Annotated in this window: 12 protein-coding genes; 6 read left to right on the top strand and 6 right to left on the bottom strand. The window is 68.8% G+C overall.

Translation table 11 applies throughout. The annotated features are described in order from the left end of the window. The first annotated feature begins 244 nt into the window (after positions 1-244). On the top strand, positions 245-601 hold the full coding sequence (locus tag GWI24_RS27730) for a hypothetical protein (RefSeq protein WP_086883249.1): 357 nt from the start codon (positions 245-247) through the stop codon (positions 599-601). After that, a complete protein-coding gene (locus tag GWI24_RS27725) occupies positions 601-873 on the top strand; it encodes a DUF4031 domain-containing protein (RefSeq protein WP_164425382.1) in 273 nt (90 codons plus the stop codon). Before GWI24_RS27730 ends, GWI24_RS27725 begins: the two co-directional genes overlap by 1 nt. A 342-nt stretch (positions 874-1,215) precedes the next feature. On the opposite strand, the gene GWI24_RS27720 is transcribed toward GWI24_RS27725, so the two are convergent. Continuing rightward, the gene (locus GWI24_RS27720; RefSeq protein WP_210948636.1) at positions 1,216-2,466 is read right to left on the bottom strand and encodes a Cmx/CmrA family chloramphenicol efflux MFS transporter; all 1,251 of its coding nucleotides are present in this window, start codon (positions 2,464-2,466) and stop codon (positions 1,216-1,218) included. Positions 2,467-2,693: 227 nt separating this feature from the next. On the opposite strand from GWI24_RS27720, the gene GWI24_RS27715 reads away from it, so the two are divergent. Beyond that, positions 2,694-4,121 (top strand): HNH endonuclease signature motif containing protein, encoded by a 1,428-nt coding sequence (locus tag GWI24_RS27715; RefSeq protein ID WP_210948635.1) that lies wholly within the window; start codon positions 2,694-2,696, stop codon positions 4,119-4,121. Here GWI24_RS27715 and GWI24_RS27710 read toward each other — a convergent pair. Beyond that, positions 4,115-4,432 (bottom strand): hypothetical protein, encoded by a 318-nt coding sequence (locus tag GWI24_RS27710; protein ID WP_210948634.1) that lies wholly within the window; start codon positions 4,430-4,432, stop codon positions 4,115-4,117. The genes GWI24_RS27715 and GWI24_RS27710 overlap by 7 nt on opposite strands. A 172-nt stretch (positions 4,433-4,604) precedes the next feature. Between GWI24_RS27710 and GWI24_RS27705 the strand changes: the two genes are divergently transcribed. Both GWI24_RS27705 and GWI24_RS27700 read left to right on the top strand, forming a co-directional pair. Next, a complete protein-coding gene (locus GWI24_RS27705; protein WP_210948633.1) occupies positions 4,605-5,435 on the top strand; it encodes a helix-turn-helix transcriptional regulator in 831 nt (276 codons plus the stop codon). Beyond that, positions 5,432-5,656 (top strand): DUF397 domain-containing protein, encoded by a 225-nt coding sequence (locus GWI24_RS27700; protein ID WP_210948632.1) that lies wholly within the window; start codon positions 5,432-5,434, stop codon positions 5,654-5,656. Before GWI24_RS27705 ends, GWI24_RS27700 begins: the two co-directional genes overlap by 4 nt. Before the next feature lie 10 nt (positions 5,657-5,666). On the opposite strand, the gene GWI24_RS27695 is transcribed toward GWI24_RS27700, so the two are convergent. Genes GWI24_RS27695 through GWI24_RS27685 form a run of 3 tightly spaced genes read right to left on the bottom strand, consistent with a single transcriptional unit; the run spans position 5,667 to position 11,403 of the window. Continuing rightward, positions 5,667-10,328: a caspase family protein gene (locus tag GWI24_RS27695; RefSeq protein ID WP_210948631.1), complete on the bottom strand. Its 4,662-nt coding sequence runs from the start codon at positions 10,326-10,328 to the stop codon at positions 5,667-5,669. 15 nt (positions 10,329-10,343) lie between these two features. Continuing rightward, positions 10,344-10,673: a hypothetical protein gene (locus GWI24_RS27690; protein WP_210948630.1), complete on the bottom strand. Its 330-nt coding sequence runs from the start codon at positions 10,671-10,673 to the stop codon at positions 10,344-10,346. 58 nt (positions 10,674-10,731) lie between these two features. Beyond that, positions 10,732-11,403: a hypothetical protein gene (locus tag GWI24_RS27685; protein WP_210948629.1), complete on the bottom strand. Its 672-nt coding sequence runs from the start codon at positions 11,401-11,403 to the stop codon at positions 10,732-10,734. Positions 11,404-11,459: 56 nt separating this feature from the next. Here GWI24_RS27685 and GWI24_RS27680 point away from each other — a divergent pair, with 56 nt between their 5' ends. After that, the gene (locus GWI24_RS27680) at positions 11,460-12,182 is read left to right on the top strand and encodes a copper homeostasis protein CutC (protein WP_210948628.1); all 723 of its coding nucleotides are present in this window, start codon (positions 11,460-11,462) and stop codon (positions 12,180-12,182) included. Between the two features lie 110 nt (positions 12,183-12,292). Here GWI24_RS27680 and GWI24_RS27675 read toward each other — a convergent pair whose 3' ends face one another. Then, positions 12,293-14,455, bottom strand: coding sequence for an ATP-binding domain-containing protein (locus GWI24_RS27675; protein WP_210948637.1), 2,163 nt, complete (start codon positions 14,453-14,455; stop codon positions 12,293-12,295). Between the last annotated feature and the right edge of the window lie 118 nt (positions 14,456-14,573).

Raw genomic sequence — 14,573 nt, 5'->3', positions numbered from 1 at the left:
CAGCGAAAACTATTTCCGGCCATGGTGGCCGTCAACCCTCCGGACGACGACGCGATGGGTCGGCGAGCGGGCGCGGGGCGAGCCGGGACGGACGGGAAGGCGGACGAAGCGGACAGGCGCGGGGCGAGTCGGGACGGGCCGGGCTCGCGGACGAAGCGGACAGGCGCGGGGCGAGCCGGGGCGGACCGGGCCCGCGGAGGAAGCGGACAGGCGTCAGGAGGAAGCAAAGGTGACAATGGGACCCATGAAGCTCGAACAGGCACTGCACGCGGCCCGCGCTCTCGTCCTGGCCGACCTCGCGGCGGGGGAAGTCGCCCGCGCCGACATCGTTTCGCTGGTCGAAGACGCGATCGCGCACCGGCGGTGGTGGGTCGAGCAGTGGCCGGAGGGCGCCGCGTACGTGGCCGGTCTGGTCGCCCAGGACGTCCAGGACGCCCTGCTGGAACGGTACGGCCGCTGGCCGCTGTGCCCCGTCTGCACCACGGGCGGCGACCTCCACGCCCTCGACGTGGAGCCCGAGTTGGGCCCCGACCCGCACTGGGTCTGCGGCAAGACGGCGGTCGCGGTGGCGCCCGTGGGCTCGCTGGGCACCACCCTCTGATGGCCGTCCTGATCGACCCGCCCGCGTGGCCGGGCCACGGCCGCCTGTGGTCCCACCTCGTCAGCGATGTCTCCTACGCCGAACTCCACGCCTTCGCCGCCCGCATCGGCGCCCCGCGCCGAGGCTTCGACCGCGACCACTACGACGTGCCGAGCGAGCTGTACGCGAAGGCGGTACGGGCGGGCGCGGAGGAGGTCGGCAGCAAGGAACTCCTCCGCCGCCTCAAGGCCGCGGGCCTCCGCCGCCCCAAACGGGCCGCGAACGCGGACTGACCGAGATGGACGGGCCTGCGCCCGCCCTGCCATTCGGCCGCCTTGCCGCCCTGCCGACTGCCCGATCGGCCGCCCTGCTGACCGGCCGCCCGGCGCGACCGCCGCGCCCTCGCCGTGCGCGGGTCCGCGCGCGGCGGCGACAGGGCCGGGGCCAGGTGCCGTGCTGTCGCCTCTCATCGGGCGCGCTTCACCGCGGGCCGGTGGCCCCGCCCGGCGGGGCGCGGCGCGGCGACAACGGGTATGTTCGCCGCCGCTCGTGCTGCCCCGCGCGGCTGAGGGTGCGCCCCGCGCGGGTGCCCCGCGCGGGCGGTGTGGCCGTACCTGCGCAGCGAGGTGGGTCTCTCAGCGCGTGCTGCGCGACGGGTCGGAGGCCAGGTCGTGGGCGGCTTCCGTACTCGCCGGGGAGCCGGTCGCCGATGTGGCGATGACACGGGAGGCGCCCGTCGCCCGGTGCAGCCGCATCGCGGCCACCGTCGTCGCCGCGCCCGTACCGGCGAGCGCGGCGCCCGTCCAGGCCACGGCCGGGTAGCCCCAGCCCGCGTCGATGACGAGGCCGCCGAGCCACGGGCCCACCGTGTTGCCGATGTTGAAGGCCGAGGTGTTCGTCGCGCCCGCGAGCGTGGGCGCGGCGTTGGCGAGGTTGAACATCCGGGCGTTGAGCGCGGGCGCGGTGAAGAAGGCGGTGAAGCCGAGCATCAGCGCCAGGCTCACCGCCGCGACCGCGCTGTGCGCGGTCAGCGCCAGCGCGCTCAGCACGACCGTCGAGGCGATGATGCCCCCGAACATCGTGCCGAACAGATGCGCGTCCGCGATCCGCCCGCCGATCACCGTACCCAGCAGCGCCCCGACCCCGAACAGCGCGAGCACGGTCGGCACCCAGCCCTCGTCCAGCCCCGCCACATCCGTCAGCAGCGGCCCGAGGTAGGAGAACAGGCAGAAGACCGCGCCACCGCTCAGCGCGGTGGCGGCCAGCGCCAGCCACACCTGCCGGTCGCGGTAGATGCGCAACTCGGCCCGCAGCCGCGGCTGGTCGTCCCCGGTCGGCACCTCCGTACGCGGTACGAGCGCGACGACCCCGACCAGCCCGAGCACCGAAAGACCGGCCACCGCCCAGAAGGCGGCCCGCCACCCCGCGTGCTGGCCGAGGAACGCCCCGGCCGGGACCCCGGCGATGTTCGCGATGCTCAGCCCGCCGACCATCACCGCCATCGCCTTGGCCCGCGCGTTCACCGGCACCAGCGACACCGCCACCGCGGCGCCCACGGCCCAGAACCCGGCGCACGCGAGCGCGCTCACCACCCGGGACGCGAACAGCACCCCGTACGACGGCGCCACCGCCCCCGCGATCTGCCCGAGCCCGAACACCGCCAGCAGCGCCATCAGCGTCGTCCGCCGCGGCAACCGCAACGTGGCCGCCGCCAGCACCGGCGCCCCGACCACCATCCCGATCGCAAAGGCCGATATCAGCAGCCCGGCCGTGGGGATCGACACCCCCATGTCCCGCGCGACGGGTTGCAGCAGCCCGGACAGCATGAACTCGGAGGTGCCGAGCGCGAAGACGGACAGCCCGAGGACGTAGACCGCCAGGGGCATGCGGGAGCGAGCGGAATCCGCTGGGGAGGAGGAGGGCATGCCAGGCTCAACGTCGTGGAACGACGTCGGCATTTCTGCGCGGAACAGCGGGTGCTCGACTCCCGAACGTTCACTCGATGGAGTGGTCTGGTGGCCGTGACCTGGTGTCGTCACGCTGAGTGAGGAAGCATAAAGATGTGAACCCGCTGGGGGAGGCGGGGTTGAGAAGATCACAGGGGGTGATCGGCGTGACGGAGGAGACGACCAGTGAACTGAACGGCCCGGGCGCACCGGACGAATGGGCCGCCTATCTGGCAACAGCGGCACCGGGGCCGGAAACCGCGTCCGTACTGCCGGTCCTGGATGCGGAGAAGCTGTCCCGCACTGGCCGGATCGACGCACTGAAAGCCCTGGAGCGTCATTCGGGATGGATCCAGGCACACCAGGCCCAGATCCTGGCCGCGTTGGAAGCGGACGCCGAGGCGGAGCTCCCGGCGGCAGTACGGGATCGTGCCACGGAGGCCGCCTGGAATTTCACCTGCGAGGAAGTCGCCTGTGCGCTGAAGCTGTCCGGCACGACGGCCGCAAAGCGCCTGGAGGTCGCCCGAGAGCTCGACCGACACTACCCCACCACCCTGGGAATGCTGGAGCGCGGAGAGATCTGCTACATGCAGGCCGTGGCCGTCACCGAGGCATGCGCGGTCCTGGACCCTGAGGTGGCGGGACAGGTCGAGGCCGCCTTGGTGGAGAAGATGCCAGGCATGGCCACTGGCCAGACCCGCCGCGCTCTGGCCCGAGAGATCCTGCGAGCCGATCCGCACGGCGCCGAGCAGCGCCACCAGGCCCGTAAGCGGGAGCGGCAGATGGTCCACTACCCGAAGGACGACGGCATGGCGCTCTGGGGCGCCACCCTTCCGGCCGAGCAGGCCGCCGCCATGAACGCCGCTGTGGACGCCCACGCCGCCACCTTGCCCGACGAGGGCCGCACCCTGGAGCAGAAGCGGGTGGACGCCCTGGTCGACCTGGTGCTCAATCGCACTGACCCGGGTGCGGCGACTTCAGGCGTGCGGGCTCCGCGTGAACCGGCCCCGGGCGAGCCGGCTCCCGACGGGTCGGGCCTCAGCGAACCGGTCGCGGACAGGCCAGTCCCGGGCGGGCTGATCGCAGGTGGCCGCTCGGCGGCGGTCGTCCAGGTCACCGTCCCCTTGGATGTCCTGATCGGCGACAGCGACGACCCGGCCCAGCTCAAGGGCTACGGCCCGATTACTGCAGGGCAGGCCCGAAGGATCGCCTTCGCCAAGGGCACGATCTGGCACCGCCTGATCATCGAGCCGAAGACAGGGATGCTGGTCAAAACCGACCCCACGACCTACAAACCCACGGCCGAAACCGAGCGTCATGTCATCGCCCGCGACGCCTACTGCACCTTCCCGACCTGCCGTATGCCCGCCCACCGTTGCGACCTGGACCATGTCGAGCCGTTCAACCACCACGACCGGGCGGCGGGCGGCCAGACGGTCCCGGAAAACCTCGGGGCCCTGTGCAGACGTCACCACCGCATGAAGACCCACCACCCCGACTGGTCTGTGAGGCGCGACTCCCGAACGGGCGTCGCCACCTGGACCGCCTCCACCGGTCACACCTACACCAACCGGCCGCATGACTACCGTCACTGATCGGCTTGGTTCCGCTCGTCAGCGCCGCGCTCGCTATGGACAAGCAGCCGTCCACCCCTGCTCTCGGCGACTCGTAACGCGTCTGTCAACGCTTCGACCAGTCGCCGGGTCAGGAAGCGGAGTTCGCCGCTGCTCGCCTTGTCCTCGTCGAGCATGGCCCGGGCATGGGCGAGTAGTTGGGCGCCCATGGCGAGTTGGAGCGCCTCGACCTCGTCTGCCTTCCGGCTCAACCGGCTGTTGTCGTCGTCCGTCGACAAGTAGCAGGGCTTGCCCTCCGGGCTGGACCACGGCAGGAGGCGTAGGCCGTTCATGACATCAGCTCCACTCAGCTGTTCTCTGGACACCCTGGACGGGCACCGTGCGTAGTCAATTGGTCACCAGAGAAACGCGGCAGCCAATAGAATGAGACGCCTTGAATGGCAGTGTGCAAGTCGGTGACCTGCCGCGATGCTGGCCACGATCACATAGCGAGAGGTCACGGCATTGGACGAGACGACCCCAACCGCGAACTTGAATCCGCTCCAGCGCTTCGGTCGTGACGTCAAGCAGGTCCGTCTCGCCCGCAAGCTCACACAGAAGCGCCTGGGCCAGGCCGCCGGGTACTCGGAGGCGTACGTCAGCAGGGTCGAGGCCGGGAAGCTCCTGCCCAGACCCAGCGACAAGTTCGCGAAAGGCTGCGACGTCGCGTTCGGCACGGGCCACCTGTTCGCGGACATGCTCCGGAGGATCGACGAGGGCGACCACCCCTCGTGGTTCACCCCGTATCTCAACCTGGAGCGCAAGGCGTCGCGGGTGCTGGACTACTCGGCGAACCTCGTGATCGGCATCCTGCAGACGGAGGACTACGCGCAGGCCACCTTCCGGTCGTCCCATCCGGAAGAAGAAGCAGAGGTGGTTGGGGGCAAGGTCGCAGCGCGCCTACGTCGGCGTGAGGTGTTCGAGGCGGAGGCTCCGCCGCTCCTGTGGGTCATCCTGCACGAGGCGTGCCTGCGAACGGTGGTTGGCGGTGCTGACGTCATGGCCGGGCAGCTTGAGTACCTGTTGACGGCAGCCGAGTCACCACACGTCAAGCTTCAGGTCATGCCGTTCTCGGCAGGCGCTCCGGCCGCGCACGCGAAGCCCTTCACCTTGTTGCACTTCAAGGACTCTCCCACGGTGCTCTACACCGAGACCCGGGTAGGAGGGAGGATGCACGACTCTCCTCAGACGGTCGCCGCCGCCCTGGATGACTATGATCTGCTCAGGGCGCATGCGCTGTCCCCGGATCGATCACTAACCCTGATCAAGACCGTGTCGAAGGAGTACCGCGAATGAGCGCCGACTTGGATCTCACCACTGCCGAGTGGATCAAGTCCTCGTACAGCGACGGCAGCGGCGGCCAATGCGTTGAGTTCTCCCGCACCTTCGCCCAGACCCAGGCCGCTGTCCCGGTCCGCGACTCCAAGAACCCGCACGGCCCGACGCTGATCTTCCCGGCGGAGGGCTGGTCGTCGTTCGTCTCCGCCCTCATGCGCGCCGAGTTCCCTGCGGTCTGACTGAGGCGTCTTACTCGAACCAGTCTTCCGCCTCGTGGGACATGCCGAGCCGCGAGGCTAGCTGGGCCGCCTCGCGGAAGGTGATCCGGTAGCGTAACGCGACTGAGGCGAGCGCTGGTAGGGAAATTGGGCCAATACGGTGGTCGGTGCGTGCGCATTCGATGGTCATCGAGATCTTCGGATTGAGGACGTCAGCGAGTAGTTGCTCAGTTTCTATTTCAGCCGCAAACTCGTCAGATATTGGCTGGACATGCAGGCCCAGCTCAGTCAGTTCGTTGGCGACCTCCTTGATGGGTCTACGGACGAGCTGGGCGGCTGCGTACAGGCGTTCTTGCGGAATGGGCATGAGTTCGTGGGTTCCCTCAGGGGTTGCTCCTCTGAGGTTCGCAGGCTCAGTATCATTCAGCGCTTCCAGCGCTGAATGATCTGGTGCAATGGTGTAGCCGAGATTCATGAGGCGAGCAGCCAAGTCGGGGAGCCGAACTTGGTCCCGCCTCGCGAGACTGACGAGGCTGTATACATCGACTGGCCTGTTTTCGGCAGGCCAGTTCGATGGAAGTCGGCGCCCGCGCTTGAATAGCTGTGCATCTTCTTGGGTCACGAGTTCAGAGGCAGGCAGGGGGGCAGGTGCCTCGAACCCCAGCTCAGCAAGGCGATTTGCGACATCGGACACTGTTCTGTCGAGATGCTGGGCGATCGCAGCCAGTTGACCTCTGGGGATGACTCGGTCGATGGGAAAATGGTCCGAGAGAAGCACGCTGTCGTCGTCATGAGTGGAGTCGAGACGTGCCGCATCGGGGGAGGTGGCGAAGCCGGCATCCGTCAGCAGTTGAATTACATCGCTGATAGACCGGTGGGTGATAAATGCCACGGACACGACACGGGCGGTCGAGATCTCGTCAGCCCGTGCTGTCGGTACAGGCTCAGGGTCCCGGCTCCACAGCGAACGGAGTAATTTCGCGTCTGCAGAAGTCCACGGAGCTTTCCGGTAAGCGTAGTCGGGTACTCCGAAGCCAAGTTGGCGTAGACGTGCGGCCGCGTCGGAGGGTGAACAGGTGGCACGGGCGGCACTATAGGAAACCTGTGGTATCGAAAGTGTCGACCCAGGGTCCATCCAGCCGAAGTGATCACCTAGAGGATGCAGCAACGCTACATCGTTAGCGGTCACATTCACCGCGTCGGATAGTGATGATGGTGTGCGGTAGCCCAATTGCTTCAGTCGGGCTACGACATGGGTGGCCGGGCATTGGGTCTTGGCGACACACGTGAATACGTCGGCGGCTGTAACATGGGCGGATGCTGGCCGCCAAGGAAAAAGTTCGGCGAGAGCCGCAATCGCCGATTGGCGCGTATTGGGTACGGAAAGTGCATCGTAATCAAAGAAAAATTGGTTCGTTTTGGTGGCTTCATTCCATGAGGTGATGCTTTTCTGGCAGTTGGCGCTCAGTAGATGTAGGTCTGATGGACGGGCCGAAAAGAGGGAACGCTCACTGGGAGAGCCGGGTCCCAGTGAGCCGCCGACGCCCGTCGCGTAGAGGGCCCGCAGGCGCCACCGCAGGACCGGGGAGGGAAGAAGGCGAGTGAGTAAAGAAAAATGCGGATTGAAGAGGGGTAGATACTCTCCAGTGAGTAGCGGGAGCAGCATGAAGTCGGGTGGAAAGAATCCGATGGTCTCCACGGGCAGTTCATGTCCATCGATGAGCCACGTAACGCTTGCCTCACCTGCCCGCTCAGTGACTTCGTCTGCGAACGACAAGGAGAAGGAACTCGCCTCGGCCAGCCAGTCAGGGGTCAGCACCGAGCGGGCAACCTGAAGCAGACTGGGCAGCGCGGTTTGCATTATCGCTTGCACCCGTGAAGCGTCGAACGCTCGCATCCGTCGACGGTCCACGGACAGTTTGGGACTGTAGCGGCCGTGCAGATTCACGACCACACCGGGCACTGCGCGCGGGTGTGTAGAGCGGCCATCGGCACAGAGGCCGTCCGCGAGAACGACTGCGCCGTCCTCGGCCCACCACAGGTCCGGGTCGGAAGAACAGAAGGGGCGCCCCACCGTGTTCCGTGGACTTCGGGCATGGTTGTAGATATCTGTGGCAAAGTCGTCGCGCAGTACTCCCGGCTCCCATTCCTGGCTTCGCGCACCATGCACCATCCGCGTTCGGTATTGCGCCACCCACAGAACGGACGACAACTGGTCCAATGCCGACTGCTGCGCTGCCCGCGCCGTCAGGTGCAGCCTCACCCGTGTGCCTGCCGAGTCGCCGGGGCCTTCATCCTCGATGCGGAACAAGTTGCCGGGGCCCGCGATGGTGACTTTTAGGAGCTGCCCTGGGCGGCCATCCCGGTCAAGGCGGCATGTATGGACGGTGATCTCGTCCGCGAGCATGAAGTAACTGAGGACGCCGATGCCGAACCGACTGTTGGGGTACAGCTCGATTGGGGGATCGAGCTCGGCCCAGTATGCGGCCTCCTCGACGTACTCGGGTAGGTCGACGAAGCGCGCTCCGCCCTGGGAGAAGGCGCGGCTGAGCTCATTGACGCCCATGCCGATGCCATTGTCGCGGCACTCCAAATACGGACGGCCGGAGGAATCGATGCCTTGGGTGAATTCGATCAGTCCTTCCCAGTTGGCCGGCCGGTGTTTCGTGCGCCGCAGATACGTCGTCCGCGCGTCCCTGTAGCGGCATGCATCCAGCGCGTTTTGGTACAGCTCGCGGACGGCCAGGCCTGGGTCCCCGTAGAGCTCCTCACCCATCAGCAGCTCCTGCACCCGGTCCTCGGCGAGATGGAAGCGGATGCCGGAAGAGAGATTGGCGGGGGCGTTTCCGCTGGGGCGGACGCCGCCCGCGTTGGCGTACGGAGGCAGGGTGATCAGTGGGGCGAGAGTGTGGCCCGTCTTCGTCGAGGCTTGGTTGATGCCGCGGAGTAAGGAGTCGACACGTTGCGCGTGCTCTTGGAGTGAGATCTCCACGGCTGGATGCTGGCAGACGGCCTTGAGCGCGCGCCCCGCGCCGGATCCAAGCCATTGGGAGGAGCGCAGAGTGCCGAGAAGTTTGGTCAGGTCGACGCTGTCGGAGATACCGAGGTGTTCGGCGACGACTTCGGGAAGGTCGACTGGGTCGATGGCCAGTGCGTGGGCGGCTTTCGTAAGGCAGGCGACTAGGGGTTCGCGGACCTCGTGTTCGTCACGGGTGCTGGCGGCGATTGGATCGTGGTCGGCGAGTTCGCCGGGGCGCGGTGGCGCGAAGGGGGCGGTGCGCTGATCCTTGATGAAGCGAAGCAGGCGTTCGCCGGACAGCGCTTCCCGAGGCCAGACGGGGTGGTCGGGGTCGGAGACAATGGGGCCGAGAAGTTCCTTGAGGGACTGGGGTGCATAGACGTCGGGCTGTTGCAGTAGCCAGCGGTGGAACAGCCACCACCGGATGTGGTGCGCCGATTCGTCGGTGGAGCCGGTTTGCCGGAGCCGTCGAAGTCGGCGGTCCAGACGGGGATAGCGCGATACGAAGGATCGGAAGGCATCGCTTTCCGGAGTGCGGCTGGCCTTGTGACCCGTCAGGGCGCCGATCCGGCGGGCGGCTTCCTGGGCCCAGAACGCCTGGCTGACGAAGGGCAGCAGGGCGAGGAGTGCGGACTCGGTGGGCGACAGCGAGACGTCCTTGGGTAGTTTGCTGGTCAGGAACTCCATCCGGTCGTTGGCCCGTTTTGCCAGTTCGGCGTCGTGCCATGGGTCGTCGCGCAGGGATGCTGCGGCTCTCTCGTACGACTCCGCCAGTCGGTTCGCCAAGGCGACGCACACGTCCTTGAGCGCGTCGCTGGACACACACCGTTCCCAGGCTGGATGACCGATGACAGCTCGTACCCACGGGTGTTCTCGCGCTTCACGGGTCGGTCCCGGCAGGACAGCGAAGTCGCGCTTGTCGACATCGGTGCCGACCCGGATGCGCTGGACCGGCTTCGACTTGCGGTAGGCGGCGTGGAGCTGGGCGATTCGCTCCTGGATGGCCTCTTCGAACTCGCCCAGGTGCAGGGCGTGCGGTCGGCTTCCGACTACATCGCACAGAGCGCGGGAGAACAGACTGAACGACTCATTGGGCGTCGTCCCGAGGTCCGTGCCTTCTTGGACGTTCTCCTTGTCGTTGACGAACAGGGCGAACTGGCCCGGGGAGCATGCGTACGCATGGGCAACTTTGCGTCCCAGGGCTGCGGCCTGTTTGCCCTTGCTCCAGCCCTCGACACCCGCCGGGCCCATGGAGTCCTGCTCGATGCCCTCCCGGCAGGCGTCGATCAGGAAGACGACCTGCGCCGCTGCGCACTCGTTGAGCTGCTTGCTCCAGTCGAGAGGGACGCAGCTGTCCGCGAACGGATGAACCTGGAAGCTGGCGTCCTCCGGAATGAGGTAGTCGGTGCCCTGGAAGTGCTGACCGTGGCCGCTGAGCAGGATGAACAGTGTGTCGTGCCGCTTAGCCTCCCGCAGGAAGCGGCTGACCTGGTCTTTGACGAAGTTGAGGGTGATGCCGCGCCGGTGCTCGGCGATCTCCGCTGAGTGGAAACCTCGGTCGGTCAGTGCCGTGGCCAGCCGCTGGAGGTCGTCCCGTACGAACGGCAGGGAGGTGATGCCCGGCTCGTCGTAGTCGCTTGCGCCGATGAGTAGTGCCTTGTACCGCGTGATCATGGTGCGGGCCGCGGTCTACGGGCGCTTGAAGGTGAGGGTGAGTCCTCGTGTGCCCTGGACCTGGCCTGTGCCTATGAGCTGGACTCCGCCGCTGGCCGTGACCTGGAAGGACAGCTGGGCCTCGGCCAGCGGGAGGGTGCCACCGCGTGCCGACACGTCGGCGAAGACCTGTTGCAGGGCATCGACCGTCGCCGCCAGGTTCTTGCGGAGCGGGCCGAGGGGGACCATGCGCAGCTCGGGGTCACCACCGCCGAGGATGCCCATCGAGTCGTCGTCGCCGTCCTCGGTGACCTCGACCCAGAAGGGGAGTGTCTGGTCATCGAGGTGTACTGCGTTGTTGTCCATGCTGCCCCCCTGGCGTGCGCGGATGGTGCGTCAACTTTAGAGCCGCGAACGGTACATGTTACGCGCCCAGCAGCTCCAGCTCCGTAGTCATGTTGTGGCGGGCCGCCTGTTCCCAGCGGTCGTGGCCGATCGGGGTGCGGAACAGGCAGGGCAGGCCGAGGAGATGGCGGAGGACGTTCGCTCGGCCCTCGCGGAAGGCGTCGTCGGGGACGAATCCGTACTCCTCGCGGACCGCCGCCGCGTAGGCGCCGTAGTCCTCGGGTGAGCCCGCCAGGACGGCGAGGTCGGCGTCGCAGAGGACCTCGCCGTTGGTGTCGCCCTCGGTGGGGTCGTGGTCGGTGGTGAGGAGCACGAGGCGGACGGTTTCGGCTACGCGGGCGTCCGGGACGCCGGCTTCCGGGAGGGCGCGTTCGGCGAGGCGGGCGCTGCGTTCCTCGTTGGTGGAGCGGTCGGGGAGGTAGACGGCGTCGTGGAACCAGGCGGCCAGGCGGATCGCGGCGGGGTCGGGGGCCTGGACGTGGGGGAGCAGTTCGTCCACCCGGTCCAGGACCGCGAGCAGGTGATCGGTGGTGTGATAGCGGCGCTGGGGCTCGGCCCAGCGGGTCAGGAGGTCTTCGCCGTAGGGAACGGGAGACGGGGTCGTGGCGTCGCGGGCGCTGGTGAGGAGGTCCGTCCAGCGGGTGAGCAGGGCGTCATGGGCCGGATGGCGGGTGGGTGTGGGTGCGGGCATGGGCCAATTGTGGGGTAGCGGTTTGCCCTCTTGTGCGGTGTGGCAAGCTGTCGTGCATGTCTAGACCATTGCTCGAGGTGATCGCCCTGACCCCCGCGGACGCGATCGCCGCACAGGCCGGAGGGGCGGACCGCCTCGAACTGGTCACCGACATGGCCGCCGACGGGCTCACCCCATCCCGTGAGACCTTCGCCGCCGTTCGTTCGGCCGTCGATCTGCCGGTGCGGGTGATGCTCCGCGCGTCGGACGGCTTCGCGACCGGAAACGCGTTCGACGCGCTGTGCGAGGCCGCCGCCGCGCTGCACTCGGAGGGGGCGGACGAGTTCGTCCTGGGCTTCCTGACCGACGACGGCGGGGTCGACCTGGCCGCCGTGACCGCGCTGACCGAGGTCGTGGGCGCGGGCGGCGGCGTGGACGAGAGCCGCTGGACCTTCCACCGGGCCATCGACCGCGCCGCGGACCGCGACGGCCTGCGCAAGCGGCTCGCCGACATCCCCGGCCTCGACACGTATCTCACCGCCGGGTCCGCGCGCGGCGTGGACGACGGTCTGCCGACCCTGCTCGCCGAGGCCGAGCGGGCCGGTACCCCGGGCTACGAAGCGCGCATCATGGCGGGCGGCGGCCTGCGCCTGGACCACCTGCCCACCCTGCGCGCCGCCGGGGTCAACGCCTTCCACATCGGCGGCGCGGCCCGCCCCGACGGCTGGTCGGGCCCGGTGGACGCCACCGCGGTCGGCCAGTGGCGCACGGCCTTGGACGCCCCGGTTCCGGTGGCCTGAGGAGAGGCGGCCTGAGCCGAGGCGGCCTGAGCCGAGGCGGCCTGAGCGGAGGCGGCCTGAACAGAGGCGGCCTGAACAGAGGCCAACCGCCGGACCGCACCCCGCCCCCGTCAGGCCGCCAGCCGCTCCGGCAACGGCGCCCCATGGACCACCGTCAGCCCGGACACCGCACGCGTCAGGGCCACGTACAGGCGGCGCAGCCCCGTGCGTTCGTCGGGTTCGCCGTCGACCACGGCGGCCGGTTCGTCCAGGACCACGTAGTCGTACTCCAGACCCTTGGCCAGCGTCGCCGGGACGAGGGTGAGGCGGGACTCGGCGCTGGTCTCCTCGCCGGGGGTGAGGTGGGTCAGGCCCGCCGCGTCGAGGGCCTGGGCGAGGGCCGGGATACGGGCGTCGGCCGCGATCAGCCCGATCGAGCCCTCATGCCCCAGGGCCTCGTGGCATGCGGCGATCACGGCCGCGTCCAATTCCGCGGGGCCCACGGCCCGTACGGAGAAGTCGCCCGCCGCCTCGCGGATCGAGGTGGCCTCCGACAGGCCGGGGGCGATCGCGGGCAGCAGCCGGGAGGCGTACGCGATCACCTCGCGCGGCACGCGGAAGCCCTGGGTCAGCTCCTCGATCCCCGCCCCCTCCTTGCCCAGATGGATCAGGGCCTCCTCCCAACTGGCCGTCGCCCACGGGGTGGTGCCCTGGGCGATGTCGCCGAGCACGGTCGCCGAGCCGGTGCTGCAGCGGCGGCCGACCGCGCGGTACTGCATGGGGGAGAGGTCCTGCGCCTCGTCCAGGACCACATGGCCGAGTGACGGGGTGCGCTCGATGAGATCGGCGGCCTCGTCGATCAGCACCAGGTCCGCCGGGGACCACTTCGCGGACTTCACCCCGCGCGCCGGCTTCGCCCACAGGATGGTCTTCTGCTCGTCGGCGTCGAGGAGGCCGTCCGCGTGCTCGGCCAGGAAGTCGGCGTCGGAGAGCAGCCGCAGCACCAGCTTGGCCGGGTCGACCGGCGGCCAGACCGCCTTGACGGTCGCTTTCACGGCGGGGTTACGGGCCACCGCGTCCTGGACCCGGTCGTCGGGCGCCTCGCCCGCCTGCTCCATCCGGACGAGCACGGCGTGCGCGATGCGCCGCGGAAGCGCCTCGCGGGCCGCGCCGTAGCGGATGTCGCGGGTGAGCAACTCCTCGACGATCTCCTCCAGTTCGTACCCGGGCACCCGCCAGCGGCGTGAGCCGCGCACCACGACGCACGGCTCGGTGGGCCGGGTGACGTAAGAGCGCAGGGCGCGGCGCAGCACCTCGGCCAGCCGTGCGTCGCCCTTGATACGGGCCGCGTCGGCGGAGTCGGCGCCCCGCGCCACCGCGCCCAGGGACGGCCGGGTCACCAGGTCCTCGACGGTGGCCTGGGCCACCTGCAGCTCGCCGAGGGCGGGCAGGACCTGCTCGATGTAGTGGAGGAAGGAGCGGTTCGGGCCGATGACCAGGGTGCCGGAGCGGGCCAGCCGCTCGCGGTGCGCGTACAGCAGATACGCCACCCGGTGCAGTCCCACGGCCGTCTTACCGGTGCCAGGCGCCCCCTGGACGCAGATGGTGCCGCCGATCCCCTGGCGGACGATCTCGTCCTGCTCCGGCTGGATCGTCGCCACGATGTCGCGCATCGGGCCGACGCGAGGGCGCTCGATCTCGGACTGGAGCAGCTTGCTGGTCTGCTCCCCCTCGGTGGGGTCGGAGAGCCGTTCGTCCTCGTACGCCGTCAACTCGCCGCCCGTATAGCCGAAGCGGCGGCGCAGCCCGATGTCCATCGGCGCCTTCTTGGACGCCTGGTAGAAGGGCTGGGAGACGGGGGCACGCCAGTCGATGACCATGGGGTCGCCGTCCGCGTCGTGCACATGGCGGCGGCCGATGTAAAAAGTGTCTGCTGAGCCGCCTTCGGCGGCGGGGCCCTCTCCTTCGGCGCCTTCCGCCGTCTCCGCGCCCGGCGCGTGCAGATAGTCGAGGCGGCCGAAGAAGAGCGGGATGTCGGCGAGGTCGGCGAGGGCCTTGATGCGCTCGCTGACCTGGTGGTGCAGCGCTTCGGCGTTGACCCAGTTCGCGGCGACGTCCCGGAGGTCGAGGGCCTCGACGTCGGCGCGCATGGCACGCAGCGCGGCGCGGGACGCGGTCAGATGGGCGCGCTCCCGCGCGAGGGGGTCCGCGAGGGGGTCCGCGAGGGGGTCCGAGACGGGCGCTGGGAGCGGCTCCGAGAGCGGATCTGGGTGGTCAGGGGCGTGCGAGGGCACGGCGTAGCCTCCGGCGAGCGAGTACACAAAAGCGAGTACCAGAACGGATGCGCGATACGGACGCGCGATACGAGATGCCGACCGGTTTCCGTCCGGGCGGCGGCTCTCCCGTTCGGAA

It is taken from the genome of Streptomyces sp. MK37H (assembly GCF_018035285.1).
Taxonomy (GTDB): domain Bacteria; phylum Actinomycetota; class Actinomycetes; order Streptomycetales; family Streptomycetaceae; genus Streptomyces; species Streptomyces endocoffeicus.
The sequence above is the reverse complement of the archived record's forward strand: the minus strand, read 5'-3'. Positions and strand labels throughout refer to the sequence as shown.